The organism is Roseivirga pacifica (assembly GCF_900111145.1).
Lineage (GTDB): Bacteria > Bacteroidota > Bacteroidia > Cytophagales > Cyclobacteriaceae > Roseivirga > Roseivirga pacifica.
Window position 1 is genome coordinate 47,589 of record NZ_FOIR01000005.1, and the last position, 15,419, is coordinate 63,007.

Sequence of the window (15,419 nt, forward strand, 5' to 3'; positions counted from 1 at the left end):
TAAGACCTTTAAAGGCACCGACTGATGACCAACATTCGAAGCTTACTACTACTGTTAATATTTACGGCTATTTCAACTGACTTATGGGCAACCCACATACGAGCAGGAGAGATTACAGCTGTCCGCATTTCACAATCAAGTTTAAGGTATCGCTTCACTCTAATTCTCTACAAAGACACTGGGTCACCCGTTCAAATTGGAGAAGGCGGGATTTTTAACTTTGGCCAAGGCAGAACAATTGGCCCGGGAAGAGCCGCACTTGAGCAAGAATCGGTAGATGGTAGCTTTGATGAGCGAGTAATCGGAAACGAAACACTCATTTCGGTAATTCAATTCGACCATACCTTTGATGGCCCAGGTGTTTACGTAATTAGCTACACCGAACAAAACCGTAATGGGGGCATTATCAACATGGGAGGTGCTAGCTCAGAAGAAATCCCTTTTCATATTGAAACAGTAATCAGAATCGACCCAGGGTTAGATGTTAACGGAACGCCTCAGCTTACTATTCCACCAATTGATAGAGCTTGTATTGGCAGCAGATTTATTCACAATCCAGGCGCTTACGACCCTGATGGAGACAGCCTTGCCTATAAAATCGTTACCCCTCTTCAGGACAGAGGAGTAGAAGTAAGAAACTATGTGCCGCTTGACGACCCAGCCATTTCGGACATTAGTGAAGATGGTGGACCAACAGAGTTCAGCATAGACCCACTTACTGGAGACCTAGTATGGGATGCACCAAAATTTGCTGGTGAATATAATGTAGCTTTCATTATAGAAGAGTGGCGTTTTTCGCAACTAACTGGCAGATACGAACTGCTTGGCTACGTAACCCGAGACATGCAGATTTTGGTAGAAGAATGTGATAATGAAAGGCCAGAACTCGAGATACCTGCAGATACTTGTATTGAAGCGGGCACATTATTAGAAGCCGAAATTTTGGGTAGAGACCCTGATGGAAACAAAGTACTAATGGAAGCCTTTGGTGGCGTATTTGGGCTAAACAGCAATGCTGCTGAGTACCTAAGCTTACCAGGCCTTAACCCAAACCCTGAGTTCAGAGATTCTCCAGCAACCTCTCTCTTTAGATGGCAAACAGACCTTTCTCATGTTAGAGCAAGGCCATATCAAGTACAGTTTAAAATTACAGACGACCCTTCAGACCCAGAAGCTCCTGAACTCGTTGACTTTGCTACATGGAACATACAAGTAGTGGCTCCTGCGCCAACCGGCTTAACCTCATCTGTAGACTCAGGACTTTCCATTGAACTAAATTGGGACGACTACATTGGGGCAAACTACGCGCCAACTATGCAGATTTATCGTAGGGTAGACAGTTACGATTTTGACCCTGAAAATTGTATTGTGGGTATACCTGCACAATCTGGCTATGAACTGATTGACGAGCTACCGATTGACCAGACCAATTATATTGACGATAATGATGTTAGACCAGGAGTAAAATATTGCTACAGACTTGTGGCCGAGTTCCCACTTCCCGAAGGTGGAACAAGCTATGCCTCTATAGAAACATGTACTACCATTCCTTTGGACGTACCTGCCATTACCAATGTTTCTATTGAAAACACAGGTATGACAGACGGAGAAATTTTTGTTAAATGGACTTCTCCGCTGGAAATCAACCCAATACTCTTCCCTCCACCATACCGCTATGAATTAATTCGTTACCAAGGATTTGATGGCAACGTAGGCAGAACGCAGGTAACCTCAACACTCGATACTACCTTTATGGATACTGGCTTAAACACGGAAGGCACCCCGTATCATTATATGGTTCGCTTTTACGATAATGCCGACAACCTGATTGATAGTTCTGCCACAGCATCTTCTGTTAGACTGGAGGCTCTCGGACTGGTACAGGCTGTTGAGTTGAGCTGGGAGGCTGATGTACCGTGGTCTAACCGAGTACAATCGTTCCCTTATCATTACATATACAGAAACAGAGCAGATATTGCCGCAAACGACACTGATAACTTTGTACTCATAGATTCAGCCCTTGTTACAGCCGATGGCTTTACTTACTTAGATGAAGGGCAGTTTAACAGTGTACCATTGTTAGAAGACCGTGAATATTGCTACTACGTGGTTACTCAGGGCAGCTATGGTAACCCAATAATACCAGCACCATTGGTTAATAATTCGCAGGTGGTTTGCATACAGCCAAATGATGAAGAACCACCTGAAGAACCGGAGATAGAGATACCTAGCGACAGTACCACCGTAGAAGGCCCAGATGGCACTCCCCTAATTATATTGGACAATCCGAATTGTGACCAATTACAATTAGAGCCATGTGCTTTCGCCAACTTTAGCAATACACTTACTTGGACCGCAGACGATGTTGACAATGACATTGCCAGTTTCAACATTTATTACTCCACATCGGGTGCCGAAGACAGTTTTACTCTTGTAGGAAACACTAGAGACATGCAGTTTACGCACACTGGTTTATCATCGTACAAGGGCTGCTATAAAATAGCCGCTGTAGATAGATCGAATAACGAAAGTACTTTGAGTAATTCGGTTTGCTTTGACAATTGCCCTTACTATGACTTGCCAAACACTTTTACTCCAAACGATGATGGTGTAAACGATACCTTTAGAGCCTTTGACCAGCCTAATGCGCAATGTCCACGTTTTGTAAGATCGGTTGAGTTTAGAGTTTTCAATCGCTGGGGAGGCAAAGAACTCTTTACCTACAATACTACGGAAGAAGTTGAGCCAAACTTCTTTATCGACTGGAATGGTACTGATGAAAACGGTAATGAACTACCATCTGGCACTTACTATTACACGGCAACAGTAACTTTTGATGTGCTAGACCCAGCAAAGGCAAAACAAGAGTTTAAAAACTGGGTGAAAATTATCCGCTAAACCCAATTAAAATATATTTCATGTGTGGTCGTTCTAATAACTTTACAACCACACATGAAATACTTTTTAACACTACTACTCGTTGTTACTTTTTCAACTAATCTTTGGGCAACGCACATCAGAGCAGGTGAAATCACTGCAGTACGCATTTCTCAATCGAGCTTAAGGTATCGCTTTACACTAATCATTTATAAAGACACTGGTTCTGCATTAAAAGTAGGCGATGGTGGGATTTTCAACTTTGGTCAAGGAAGAATAATCGGTCCGGGAAGAGCCGCCCTGCAAGACGCTTCTATAGATGGCGTATTTCATGAACAAAACGTTGGAAATGAAACGCAGCGGGTTGTTATTCAATTCGATCACACCTTCGATAGCCCAGGGGTTTATGTGGTAAGTTATACTGAGCAAAACAGAAACTCGGGAATCATCAACCTTGGCGGAGCCAATTCTTTAAATATTCCCTTTCACGTAGAAACAATATTGAAAATCGATCCGGGATTAGATATAAATGGCACTCCACAACTCACAATCCCGCCTATTGACAAAGCATGCGTAGGCACACGCTTTATCCATAACCCTGGCGCTTATGACCCAGATGGCGACAGCTTAGCCTATAAAATTGTCACCCCAATGCAAGACAGAGGCGTAAACGTAAGAACTTATATTCCTTTAGACGACCCTAACATTTCTAATACAAGAGAAGACGGTGGTTCACCTGCCAACTTCAGCATCAATCCACTTACGGGAGACCTGACATGGGACGCACCCTTGTTTGTTGGGGAATACAACATAGCCTTTATAGTCGAGGAATGGCGGTTTTCTAACCTAACAGGGGAATACGAACTATTAGGGTATGTAACAAGAGACATGCAGATTTTAGTAGAGGAATGCAATAACAATAGGCCAGAACTCGAAGTCCCCGCAGACACTTGCATTGAAGCAGGAGCTCTTTTACAGGCAGAAATCAAAGGTTTCGACCCTGACAACAACCCCATTTTGCTCGAATCTTTTGGTGGTGTTTTTCAACAGAACAGTAATCCAGCCGAATTCTTAAGCATCCCAGACCTCAACCCAGTTCCAGAGTTTAGAAATTCGCCAGCCTCTTCTCTATTCAAGTGGCAAACCGACCTATCCCATGTGAGGGAAAGGCCTTATCAGGTTCGGTTTAAAGTGAGTGATAAACCCGCTGACTCTAGCCTACCAGAACTTGTTAATTTTGAAACATGGAATGTGAAGGTTGTTGCGCCTGCACCTAAAAGATTGGCGGCTCGAATAGGCTCCAACCTCGACATAGAGCTCTTTTGGGAAGCATATGTTGGTGCAAACTACGCTCCGGTAATGCAGGTTTACCGAAAAGTAGACAGTTACGATTTCGACCCAGAAAATTGCAATGTCGGAATCCCACCTGAATCCGGTTACGAACTAATAGACGAACTACCTATTGACCAAACCAATTACACCGACAATGACAAACTTAGCCCTGGCGCCACATATTGCTACAGACTTGTAGCACAATTCCCACTGCCTAAAGGAGGTACCAGTTACGCGTCTATTGAAAAGTGCATTACCATTCCGCTAGATGTTCCGGCCATTACGAATGTTTCTGTCGAAAATACGGATGAAACGAATGGCGAAATATATGTAAGGTGGACCAGCCCTCTGGAGATCAACACCACGCTTTTTCCTCCTCCGTACAAATACGAACTAATCCGCTTTGAAGGTTTTGACGGGCTTGGTCAACGCAGTTTGGTAACAACCACAACCGATACCACTTTTATTGACTCAGGTTTGAATACCGAAAACCTACCCTATCGGTACATGGTACGCTTTTATGACAATGCAGATAACCTGATAGACAGCTCTGCAACAGCCTCTTCTGTTAGGCTAGAAGCACTGAGTTTAATTGAGGCAATAGAGTTGAATTGGGAAGCGGACGTGCCATGGTCTAATCGTACGCAGAACTTCCCTTACCATTATATTTATCGAAATCGCACTGATGCAGCAGCAAGTGACACCGACAACTTTGAACTCATTGATTCAACGCTGGTCACAGCCGAAGGCTTTACTTATTTGGATGAAGGTAACTTTAACGGAACACCATTGCTTAACGATAGAGACTATTGCTACTACGTAGTTACGCAAGGCAGCTACGGCAATCCTATTTTACCAGAACCATTGATTAATAACGCGCAAGTTATTTGCGTGCAGCCTGGTGATGAAATTCCACCAGAGGAACCCAAAATAGAAGTCCCGGGAGACACCACAACAGTTGAGGGGCCTAACGGAACACCACTTGTAATTTTGGAAAACCCCAACTGTTCACGAGTGGTTTTAGAGCCCTGCGCTTTTGACAACTACAGCAACACACTAACCTGGACAGCTGACAATATTGACAATGACATAGCGAGTTACAACATCTACTTTTCTACCACGGGAGAAGAAGAAAGCTACATTTTAGTTGGCAACACACGTAACACTGAGTTCACTCATACAGGACTAGCCTCTTACAAAGGTTGCTACAAAATTGCTGCAGTAGACCGTTCGAATAACGAGAGTACCATGAGCAATGCCGTTTGTTTTGACAACTGCCCATACTACGAGCTACCAAACACCTTTACCCCTAATGCAGACGGAATGAATGACACCTTCAGAGCCTTTGACCAGCCAAACCAAAAGTGCCCTAGATTTATTCAGGGAGTCGAATTTAAGGTATTCAATCGCTGGGGCGGAGATGAACTCTTTAGCTATAATACAAAAGGAGTTGCGGAACCGAACTTCTACATCGATTGGAAAGGAACAGATAAAAACGGTAATGAATTGCCATCCGGAACTTACTATTACACCGCAACTGTTACCTTTGATGTATTGGATCCATCAAAAGCTAAACAGGAGTTTAAAAATTGGGTAAAAATAGTTCGATAGAAAATCAAGATGTGTTGCTTTTTGATGGAGTTTGCAACCTATGCAATGGCGCTGTAAACTTCATTATTGACCACGACCCTAAAGGGCATTTTAAATTTGCTGCCCTACAGTCAGATTTTGGACAAGAAAAACTGAAAGAATTAGGCTACAATCAGCAAGACTTCGACAGCTTGGTGCTTTTAAGCGAAGACAAAGTTTATAAGAAAAGCTCTGCTGCTTTACGAATAGCCAAAAAACTTAGCGGGCTTTATCCTTTGCTCTACGTTTTCATCATAATTCCACCTTTCATTCGACATGGTGTTTATGATATTATTGCCAAAAACCGCTATAAATGGTGGGGAAAAAGAGACAGCTGCCGCATGCCTACCCCAGAGCTTCGTGCCCGCTTTGTGGATGCTTAACGATTATTACTTAGTTTTGCAGTCGCAATTAAATTAAGCCTATGACAGCATATGTATTTCCTGGCCAGGGAGCGCAGTTCCCAGGAATGGCCAAAGACCTATACGATAACTCAGAGCAAGCAAAACAACTTTTAGAATCTGCTAATGCTATTCTCGGTTTCAGAATTACCGATATCATGTTTAACGGAACAGCAGAAGAGCTAAAAGAAACAAAAGTAACACAACCCGCCATCTTCCTTCACTCGGTGGTTTTGGCTAAAATTTCCGACTCATTCGAGCCAAACATGGTGGCAGGCCACTCATTAGGAGAGTTTTCTGCATTGGTTGCCAATGGTGTTTTAGCTTTTGAAGACGGCCTCAAACTGGTATCGCAAAGAGCTTTAGCCATGCAGCGTGCCTGCGAAATTAACCCATCTACCATGGCTGCAATTTTAGGGCTGGAAGATAAAGTGGTAGAAGACATTTGCGCTTCGATTGACGAGGTGGTTGTAGCTGCAAACTATAACTGTCCGGGTCAGTTGGTAATTTCTGGTTCGCACAAAGGCATTGAGCTAGCTTGCGAAAAGGCAAAAGAAGCCGGAGCCAAAAGAGCACTTCCGTTGCCGGTAGGTGGCGCATTCCACTCACCATTAATGGAACCAGCTAAAGAAGAGCTAGAAAAAGCAATTGATGCCACCACTTTTAGCCAGGGAATTTGCCCGGTATATCAAAACGTAAGTGCGCAAGCCGAAACCGATATTGCCGTGATCAAAGCCAACTTAAAGACGCAACTTACCGCTCCGGTAAGGTGGACACAGTCTGTTCAGGCAATGGTTGCCGATGGTGCTACAAACTTTATTGAATCAGGCCCTGGCAAAGTATTGCAAGGCTTGGTAAAGAAAATTCACAGAGAAGCAGACGTAGCAAGCATCTAAAATTACAATAGAAATTCCTTTTAAGAGTTCGTCATTGTGAGCATGGCTGAACAGTCTCCTTTTTGAGGGTAGATTGTAAATCTCAAAGCTCCATTGACGAACTTTTTTATTTCCCCTTTCATCACTTTGCGCTTTGCGTTTGCAAATTCTTTCCGCAAATTATTCACCTTGAAACGCAACCGACCATGAAAAGAAAACTCACCTTACTATCAACTTTGTTGTTAATGGGCACTTTGGCCATAGCACAAACCGGAAAAGTATTCGACAACCTTTCTGTTAAAAGTGAAATACTGAAAGGCGACAGAAAATTCGCCATCTACTTACCACCAGACTACGAAACTTCGGAAAGAAGCTACCCTGTGCTCTATCTACTTCACGGTGCGGGAGACGATCACACCGGCTGGGTGCAGTTTGGCGAAGTATTGAGAATTACCGACAGCGCAATAAAAGATGGCACGGCCACACCAATGATAATTGTAATGCCAGATGCCAACACCGGGCAACGCGGCTATTTCAACAACCCTTCGGACAATTGGAACTACGAAGACTTCTTTTTTGAAGAACTGATGCCTTATGTGGAGAAAAACTACCGCATAAAAAGCCAAAAGCGATTCAGGGCCATCTCTGGCCTATCGATGGGCGGTGGCGGCACATTTATGTACGCCCTACACAGACCTGACCTATTCTCTTCTGCTGCACCTTTGAGTGCTTATGTTGGTCCGCTTTCACTCGACCAATTTAAACAACAAGCGGAAAGAATGGGGCTTTCCGCTTCTCAGTCGGAGTTAGAAGAGTACTTTAGAAATCACAATGCCATTTCGCTAATCGAAGATGGCGATATTGAAAAGATCAAATCAGTAAGGTGGTTTATCGACTGTGGCGATGACGACTTTTTGTATGAAGGCAACAGCTTGGTGCACATTGCCATGCGCAAGAAAGAAATACCACACGAGTACCGTGTACGCCAGGGCGGGCACACCTGGACATACTGGAGAGAATCGCTGCCAGTTGTTCTTAAATTCATCTCTGATGCTTTTCACCAGTACTAAATGAACAATTCAGCGCTAAAGTCATTCGCAATAGTTTGTTTCACCATTTTCGGTTTGAATATGATTACCAGTTGTCAATCTAAAAATCCGTTAGATAAAATTATGGCCAGCGATTCACCAAAGATCAAAGCCATTACCGACAATTTGAACAAACACGAAGTTCAGGTGATCTACACCCAAATTGAACGAGATGAAACAGGCAATCCATCATTCAAAACATTTGATTTTCAGCGCGATGACTTTCGATACTTCTACCCGGCAAGCACCGCCAAATTGCCGGTAGCAGTATTGGCCATTCAAAAGGTTAGGCAAATGCAGCATGACGGTATCGAAATTTCACTCGATAGCCGTTTCGAGGCATTCGACCCTAAATCCGGTGAAGTAATCATAGATAAGGACAGCACTGCGGAATCGGGTTACCCGAGCATTCGGCACATGATCAAAAAGATATTTTTAGTAAGCGACAATGATGCTTACAATTACCTTTTCGACTTTTTAGGTCGCGATTACGTAAACAACTACCTCTCTATTTATGGCATGGAGCCTTCTCACCTCAACCATAAATTTCTTTACGGAGCAGACAATAAGCATACTTGGGAGTTTAAGTTTTACAACGGGCAAAACGAGCTGGTTTACGAACAAGCAAGCCTAACCTCAACCATAGAAAGGCACCGCATGCCGCTAAAAGGGATGATAAAAGGTGTTGGCTACACAGATAATGAAGGCACTTTGTATAACGAGCCCTTTAATTTTAGCGAGAAGAATTATTTTTCACTCACCAGTTTGAATAAGATCTTGATTGGTGTACTGTTTCCTAAAACGCTGCCGCTCGATCAGCGCTTCAAGATTAACAATGAAGACCACGAATTTTTGCAGTATTGGATGAGCAGAAACACTTTTGAGAGTGAATATCCCAACTACAAAACGGAAGGTTACCACGAGAGCTATGTGAAGTTTCTAATGTTTGGAGACGACAAGAATCCTATGCCCGACAATATCAGAATTTATAACAAGGTAGGCGATGCCTACGGCACATTAACCGATGTGGCATACATAGTTGACTCGGAAAACGATATTGAGTTTATGTTGGCAGCAACTGTGCACGTAAACGAAAACCAGATCTTTAACGATGGGGTTTACGAATACAACTCACTTGGATTTCCGTTTATGGCCGAGCTAGGCCGGCAAGTTTATAATTATGAGCTAAGTAGAAAATAACCTCTCCTATTTCACATTAGCACAAGCCATTTCGAAGCGCTTGGCCGAATATGCATAGTGATGGATTGCTGATTGATTTCTTTTCGCTGCAAGTTGCTTCAACTCCTTCTTTATGTTTTTAACTGAATACTTTTTCATCTCTTTTTTTGATTTAAAAGTATTGCAACCAACATTTTAAGCTGAGCATTTTCGGTAACAAGCTCATTCTTATCGATGACTGAAAGCAACCAAGGGTTTAGGTGCCTTTCACTTTATCATCATTTTTAGCCGATGTAAAGTAAAACCAAACACCACCAAGGGTTATCCCGAGCACATCAAAAACATCTGCAGTAAACTTGGCTGAAAGAAAGGGGAAAAGCAGTTCTGAAAACAAACTCAAAACGAATACAAAAGCGAACACCTCTTCTTTAGAAACTGCTCTATGTAATCCGACCCAATGGTGCTGCAGCTTATAACAATGCAGCATAATGGCACTAAAACAAAATGGATCGAGATAATTATCGAGAAAAGGAATTGAGATATTAAAGTAGAAAAAAGCTACTTGATGGGCTAGAAAAGCTAAAGTTGGCAATACAAAACTATAGTGAAGCAGCAGCCTAATCACAGTGCGATGGCCAAAGTTAAAATGACTATTAGTAGCAGAACTGGGCTCAAAATAATTATAACCAGTACGCCCAGCACAGCCTTTAACAGTTTGAGTAAAATGGTACCAAAGCCATCGCCTTTTTTAATGCTGATGCTATCTACCCAAGACTTGAGATAACCTCTCCCCTTATCTGAAATTGCCTTTTGCTGTTCTTTAATCGAAGTCACGGAGGAGTATTTACGAATAAACCGGTTCCCAAACAGTTACTTCAAGCGGGTCGACACAGCCTTCGAAAAGTTCCTGCTGCGTTTTTTTCAAAACAGGGTGAATAAAGTTAGGCGCCATTTCAGCCAAAGGTGCCAAAGTAAATCGTCTGTTCTGTATCTCAGGGTGTGGAATCACCAAGTCTTCATTCTGAATCTCATGTGAACCAAAATAAAGGATATCGATATCTATTAGCCTTTCTCCCCACTTTTCGAAGCGCACGCGCCCCATTTCCTCCTCAATCTGATTGACCAAAGTAAGAATTCGCTGCGGAGACTTATTGCTATCAACCTCCACTACCTGATTTAAGAAACTTGGCTGATCCTCGTTACCCCAGGCGGCCGTTTCATATATTCTAGACTCCTTCTTAATAATGATGGCATGCGAGGTGAGTAGTTCTTTTGCACGCTGAAGGTTTGCAGATTTGTTGCCCAAATTAGTGCCCAATAGCAGGTAAATGGATGTCATGCGGGCAAATATATGAATAGTTATTGGAGTTGAAGGGCACCCTAACTATTTTGCCAATTCATAATAGAATTTCATGAGCGAGGTAAGACATAATTGGACGAAGGAAGAAATTGTAGAAATCTATAATCGCCCGTTGCTAGACTTAGTTTACGAGGCGGCCAGCGTTCACCGCAAATATCACAATCCAAACGAGGTTCAGGTAAGCACATTGCTTTCCATCAAAACTGGTGGTTGCCCTGAAGATTGCGCTTACTGCCCACAGGCAGCGCGTTATCATACCGATATTGAAACCAACGACTTGATGACGGTTGATCAGGTGAAAGCGCAAGCTTTGCGTGCTAAGTCCTCAGGATCTTCGCGCGTTTGTATGGGAGCCGCTTGGAGAAATGTGGAAGATGGCCCAGAGTTCGATCAGGTATTGGACATGGTGCGCACCATCAACTCATTGGACATGGAGGTTTGCTGCACGCTTGGAATGCTTAGCGAAAACCAAGCACAGCGTTTGGCCGAAGCTGGGCTTTACGCCTACAACCACAACTTAGACTCTTCGGAAGAATACTATAAAGAGATTATTTCAACCCGCGGCTGGGAAGACAGGCTTGAAACACTCAAGAACGTGCGCAAAACAAACGTAACAGTTTGTAGTGGCGGTATTATTGGCATGGGCGAATCAATTGAAGATCGTGCCGGCATGCTAATAGCACTGGCATCACTTAGCCCTCAGCCAGAGTCAGTGCCAATTAACGCGTTGGTTTCTGTAGAAGGAACCCCACTAGAAGAGCAACAAGTAGTACCTATTTGGGATATGATCCGTATGGTGGCTACCACCAGAATTGTATTGCCAACCACAACGGTAAGGCTTTCTGCAGGTAGAACGGAAATGAGTAAAGAAGGACAGGCTTTCTGCTTCTTAGCAGGTGCTGGGTCTATTTTTGCCGGAGACAAGCTACTAACAACACCTAACCCTGATGTAAATGAAGACATGGAGTTGTTCAAAATCCTCGGTATTAACCCGATGAAGCCTTACGCCAAAGGCGCTAAGCCTACTCCACTACCACAAGAAGAAATGACCAATTCGGAAGGTGAAAAAACCAAGTGGAGCCGACCAGGGCATCGTATTGAAAAGAATGTAGAAGCCACTAAAAAGGCTAACAAAAAAAGAAAGGAAGCTTTGTAAACCAAAAGTCATTCTGAGGTTTGAGGTACGAAAACCGAAAGAATCTGTCCGATAAATGCACATCAATTAACGAACAGATTCTTTCGGTTGACTATTTCTCTGAGAAGGATTTTTCGCAACATACCCTCTTTAGATTATAAGGGTGTTATAAAAACAAAAAGCCTCAGGTTTGCACCTGAGGCTTTCAATATTTTGGAGTAAGCAGCTACTAGAACAACTTGAAACCTACTGCAAATACCCATTGGTTTACACGCTGATCTACCGCAAAACCATTTCCTCCAGCATCTTCAGAGATATCACTTAAGCTACCTTCGTATTTAAGGTCTAGTGCCAAATACTTCAACAAGTCAATACCAACACCCGCCTGATAGCCAACTGTTGTATCCTTGTAATTCTCTTTCACATCTTGCACGGTTCCGTTAATATCGGTTTCTGCCTTTGTAAGGAACCTGAAAGAAGGACCTGCTTGAAGTCTTAGTGGACCAATTTTACCACCTACCATTACCGGCACGTCAATCTGGTTGAAAGACAGATCGATGTCGTCTGTTCCATCTTGAAAAGTAGCACCAGTTTTACTAAAAAGCGCTTCAGGCTGAACGTACAAACCGATAATTGGCACTTTTACGCGCAAAAAGGCGCCAAACTGATAACCAAAATCTCTATCTCCCTCTTCTATTGCCGTAATGTTGTCTTTCAAAGAAAGCTTAGTAGAAGTAACTGTTACTCTTGGTCCAAAATCAATTTGAGCGTTTGCGCCAAATCCTATGGCCAAAAGCACGAATGTTAGAATAAGTTTTTTCATCATTGAGTTTTATAAGTGTTGTTGTAATAATGTCAACCAGGCTTTTTCCAGTTCGTCATCTTCCAAGTATCGTTGTGCAAGTTCATGCAGTTGATACATCAAAGATTCCTGATCATTAATGAAACGTGTCAATATTTCATGTATTTCATCCGTCTCACTAAAAGCCCGAATAGCCTCTATTTCGGGCAATTTTTCAATATTTCCTAATCTACCCAAATTGTTGCCGGTAAGCACCGGACTATTGCGGATAGCATCGGGAATTTGGTCTACGCCAATTCCCAAGTTTCGGTTGGGTTTTGGCAGCTTAAATATGGCCGGTCCATTTGCTCGGCAGTACCAGTCGCCTCCCATTCTGCCTACCAAATCAGCTTTGAAAGGATCAGGCATACCATCCTCACCGAGCACCTCATCTTTCATATGAACCAAGAGCACCTCGCAAATGATCAGATTCCCGGCACCTGGCTCATCTCCCAAATGCACCACTTCCTTCACCTTACACTCAAAAGAAGCGATCGCTTCAGCCACATAAGGAGGTTTCACTAGTTCAGATTTAGCCTCAGTAAGTCCCGACTTCACAAATTCGTTCACACCCTTTGGGTAAGCAGTACTAGCCAAAGACATCTGCTCCACAATCGGATAACTCACTATATTGATAACAATCTCACCAGTTTCCATGGCGTTGATCAACGTGTGCTTTTTCGCCCTATTACGCGGCAATGCGGGAGAAAGAATAAGCGTACCAGGATTAGAACTGAACACATTAAAGAAGCTATATGGCGCCAGGTTAACGTTACCTTCAGCATCTACCGTGCTAGCAAAGGCAATTGGTCTTGGACCAATTACACCCAACATATAACCGTGAAATTGTGGCTGCGGAATCTCTTTCGGATCTATTATCATTTGATGATTGAAAGTAGTTCAGTTTTTATGTCGTTGAAGTTCAAAATTACTAGAACTACACAACTAATTAATACAGTAAGTGCTAGTGCGAATAAATATCCGCCATCGCCTTGCACCTCAATTCCCAAGCTGGTTAAGTGGAAGAACACTGCACCCGCCATGGCTCCAATACCTATAAGTGCACCAAGTCCATACCACCTTGTAAAGAGTAGAACTCCTGCTATCAACTCGGTTGTCCCAACTAAATATCGACCCCAAGGCTCCATGCCTATTTGGGTAAAAATGTAGACCGACTCTTCTGCTCCTGTAAACTTAAAGTACAAGGTTTGAAGCATAATGAGTGCCGGCACTACACGCAACACCCAGGTGATGATTGTTTTGGATTTAGAATTGTTCATATCTATCAATGTTTCAAAAGCAATACGCAGTATCTCATTTCCAGATGAGATAGACTATCCGCCAGCCGACAACAATTGCAGATATGAACAATCAAACCAATTACTTGGCTGGTAAAACTTTGGCAGTTACCTCACCAAAACCCACCCGAACACCGTCCTTTTCAGCGTGACCTCGCATAATTACGGTATCACCATCTTGAATGAACTTGCGTTCAGAACCATCAGCCATTTTCACTGGCTCACTTCCTCTCCAAGTGATTTCCAACATGGAACCATACTCTGGCTTGGTTGGCCCAGAAATAGTCCCCGAACCATAAAGGTCACCCACCTGCATGTTGCAACCATTCACTGTATGGTGTGCCAACTGCTGCTTTACATTCCAATACATATACTTAAAGTTGGAATTAGAAACTACCGTTTCTTCTGTTCCTTCTGGCTGAATACCCACCTGAAGCTTCACATCAAAGTGTTTATCGCCCTCATACTTTAGGTAAGGTAATACTTCTGGATCTTGCTCTGGACCAGCAACTTTAAATGGCTCAAGCGCATCCATAGTAACAATCCATGGCGAAACGTGCGAGGCAAAATTCTTCGCCAAGAATGGTCCTAGCGGCACATATTCCCACTTTTGAATATCTCTAGCTGACCAGTCATTGAGCAACACAAACCCGAAAATGTATTCATCGGCTTCAGCAGTACTCACTGGTTCGCCAAGCGGATTCTCTTTACAGGTAATGAAACCCATCTCTAATTCGAAATCGAGCAATCGGCAAGGCCCGAAAGACGGCATATCAGCATCATCTGCTTTTGTTTGCCCCTTTGGACGATGAAAGTCTGTACCTGAAACCACAATGGAAGAAGCACGACCATGATAGCCCACCGGAATATGTTTCCAATTAGGCATTAGTGCATTCTCAGGTCCACGGAACATAGTCCCCACATTGAACGCGTGCTGCTCTGAAGAGTAGAAATCAGTGTAGTTTGGCACCTGAATAGGCATACACATTTCTACTTCAGGCTGCTCAAAGAAAGCTTCTTTCAATACCTCTGCATTATTCTTAAGCTCGGTATTGCCTTCTTCTAATAAGTCGGAAATTCTATTTCTAACCGCTCTAGTTTTGGCTTTACCCAATTCCATAAAAGCATTCAAAGTTGGCAGCGCGAAAATGTTATCAGGTAAATCTAGTCCTTCGAAATAACCATTCTGCTCAAGCACCATTAAGTCGAGTACCTGAGTACCAATAGCTGTTGCCGCTCTTGGTCCAAGGCTATCTGTTTTGAAAATACCGAATGGTATATTCTGTATTGAAAAGTCTGAATTAGCGGGTATATCTACCCAGCTTTTAAGTTTTGGATCGTTTGCTTTGATCATATTAAAGTTTCTTTGGCCTCCCTAAGTCCCTCCCAAGGAGGGATTCCTTC

General features: G+C 43.1%; 15 protein-coding genes. 7 read left to right on the plus strand and 8 right to left on the minus strand.

Annotated features, from left to right (window positions below):
- The first annotated feature begins 24 nt into the window (after window positions 1-24).
- From BMW98_RS18910 to BMW98_RS18935, 6 genes are all read left to right on the plus strand, one after another.
- On the plus strand, window positions 25-2,898 hold the full coding sequence (locus BMW98_RS18910; RefSeq protein ID WP_090260846.1) for a T9SS type B sorting domain-containing protein: 2,874 nt from the start codon (window positions 25-27) through the stop codon (window positions 2,896-2,898).
- 54 nt (window positions 2,899-2,952) lie between these two features.
- Window positions 2,953-5,820 carry a T9SS type B sorting domain-containing protein gene (locus tag BMW98_RS18915; RefSeq protein ID WP_090260848.1) on the plus strand — a complete coding sequence of 956 codons (2,868 nt, stop codon included), beginning with the start codon at window positions 2,953-2,955 and terminating at the stop codon, window positions 5,818-5,820.
- A complete protein-coding gene (locus BMW98_RS18920; RefSeq protein WP_245733647.1) occupies window positions 5,799-6,221 on the plus strand; it encodes a thiol-disulfide oxidoreductase DCC family protein in 423 nt (140 codons plus the stop codon). The genes BMW98_RS18915 and BMW98_RS18920 overlap by 22 nt, the downstream gene beginning before the upstream one ends.
- A 41-nt stretch (window positions 6,222-6,262) precedes the next feature.
- A complete protein-coding gene (gene fabD / locus BMW98_RS18925) occupies window positions 6,263-7,135 on the plus strand; it encodes an ACP S-malonyltransferase (protein ID WP_090260849.1) in 873 nt (290 codons plus the stop codon).
- A gap of 185 nt (window positions 7,136-7,320) precedes the next feature.
- The gene (locus tag BMW98_RS18930; RefSeq protein ID WP_090260851.1) at window positions 7,321-8,184 is read left to right on the plus strand and encodes an alpha/beta hydrolase; all 864 of its coding nucleotides are present in this window, start codon (window positions 7,321-7,323) and stop codon (window positions 8,182-8,184) included.
- Window positions 8,185-9,402: a serine hydrolase gene (locus tag BMW98_RS18935; RefSeq protein WP_090260853.1), complete on the plus strand. Its 1,218-nt coding sequence runs from the start codon at window positions 8,185-8,187 to the stop codon at window positions 9,400-9,402. It begins immediately after the preceding gene.
- Window positions 9,403-9,408: 6 nt separating this feature from the next.
- Here BMW98_RS18935 and BMW98_RS20655 read toward each other — a convergent pair whose 3' ends face one another.
- The 4 genes from BMW98_RS20655 to folK form a co-directional block, all read right to left on the minus strand.
- Window positions 9,409-9,540 carry a hypothetical protein gene (locus BMW98_RS20655; RefSeq protein ID WP_262501619.1) on the minus strand — a complete coding sequence of 44 codons (132 nt, stop codon included), beginning with the start codon at window positions 9,538-9,540 and terminating at the stop codon, window positions 9,409-9,411.
- Window positions 9,541-9,637: 97 nt separating this feature from the next.
- A complete protein-coding gene (locus BMW98_RS18940; protein WP_147407710.1) occupies window positions 9,638-9,868 on the minus strand; it encodes a hypothetical protein in 231 nt (76 codons plus the stop codon).
- 134 nt (window positions 9,869-10,002) lie between these two features.
- Window positions 10,003-10,215, minus strand: a complete 213-nt coding sequence (locus tag BMW98_RS18945; RefSeq protein WP_090260857.1) for a hypothetical protein — start codon at window positions 10,213-10,215, stop codon at window positions 10,003-10,005.
- Window positions 10,216-10,225: 10 nt separating this feature from the next.
- Window positions 10,226-10,720 (minus strand): 2-amino-4-hydroxy-6-hydroxymethyldihydropteridine diphosphokinase, encoded by a 495-nt coding sequence (folK, locus tag BMW98_RS18950; RefSeq protein ID WP_090260859.1) that lies wholly within the window; start codon window positions 10,718-10,720, stop codon window positions 10,226-10,228.
- A 73-nt stretch (window positions 10,721-10,793) separates the two neighbouring features.
- Here folK and bioB point away from each other — a divergent pair, with 73 nt between their 5' ends.
- Window positions 10,794-11,897: a biotin synthase BioB gene (bioB, locus tag BMW98_RS18955; protein WP_090260861.1), complete on the plus strand. Its 1,104-nt coding sequence runs from the start codon at window positions 10,794-10,796 to the stop codon at window positions 11,895-11,897.
- A 208-nt stretch (window positions 11,898-12,105) separates the two neighbouring features.
- Here the strand turns inward: bioB and BMW98_RS18960 are convergent, their stop codons facing one another.
- The 4 genes from BMW98_RS18960 to fahA form a co-directional block, all read right to left on the minus strand.
- Window positions 12,106-12,702 (minus strand): porin family protein, encoded by a 597-nt coding sequence (locus BMW98_RS18960; protein ID WP_090260863.1) that lies wholly within the window; start codon window positions 12,700-12,702, stop codon window positions 12,106-12,108.
- A gap of 6 nt (window positions 12,703-12,708) precedes the next feature.
- Entirely contained in the window at window positions 12,709-13,599 is an 891-nt protein-coding gene (locus tag BMW98_RS18965; protein ID WP_090260865.1) for a flavin reductase family protein, read from the minus strand.
- Window positions 13,596-13,997, minus strand: coding sequence for a DoxX family protein (locus BMW98_RS18970; RefSeq protein WP_222843683.1), 402 nt, complete (start codon window positions 13,995-13,997; stop codon window positions 13,596-13,598). Before BMW98_RS18970 ends, BMW98_RS18965 begins: the two co-directional genes overlap by 4 nt.
- Before the next feature lie 100 nt (window positions 13,998-14,097).
- Window positions 14,098-15,369 (minus strand): fumarylacetoacetase, encoded by a 1,272-nt coding sequence (fahA, locus tag BMW98_RS18975; RefSeq protein ID WP_090260867.1) that lies wholly within the window; start codon window positions 15,367-15,369, stop codon window positions 14,098-14,100.
- Window positions 15,370-15,419: the final 50 nt, after the last annotated feature.